Consider the following 284-nt stretch of genomic DNA (forward strand, 5'->3'; position numbering starts at 1 on the left):
GCAGCCAGCTCAGGATCTCGCGATAGCTGTCGTTCGTCGAACTCCAGAAGATCACCATGCTGGTCAGCGCCGACAGCACCGCCGACACCGCCAACCCGGCGAGGATCGTCGACGTCGCCGACCGGCCGCCCGCCGCACGCGAGATCAGCAGGGTCAGCGCCAGCGCCAGCATCGCCCCGGCGAAAGCGGCCGCAGGCAGCGCGATCGCCGCACCCAGTACGATCACCAGCACCGCCCCCATCGACGCGCCGGACGACAGCCCGAGCAGGTACGGATCGGCGAGC

At 70.4% G+C, this 284-nt stretch carries 1 protein-coding gene; it reads right to left on the reverse strand.

The window, feature by feature from the left end:
* Positions 1-284, reverse strand: a 284-nt coding sequence (locus tag KI686_RS16580; protein WP_237590415.1) for an iron chelate uptake ABC transporter family permease subunit, incomplete at both ends; no start/stop codon positions are given.

It is taken from the genome of Polaribacter sargassicola (genome assembly GCF_021991835.1).
Taxonomy (GTDB): domain Bacteria; phylum Bacteroidota; class Bacteroidia; order Flavobacteriales; family Flavobacteriaceae; genus Polaribacter; species Polaribacter sargassicola.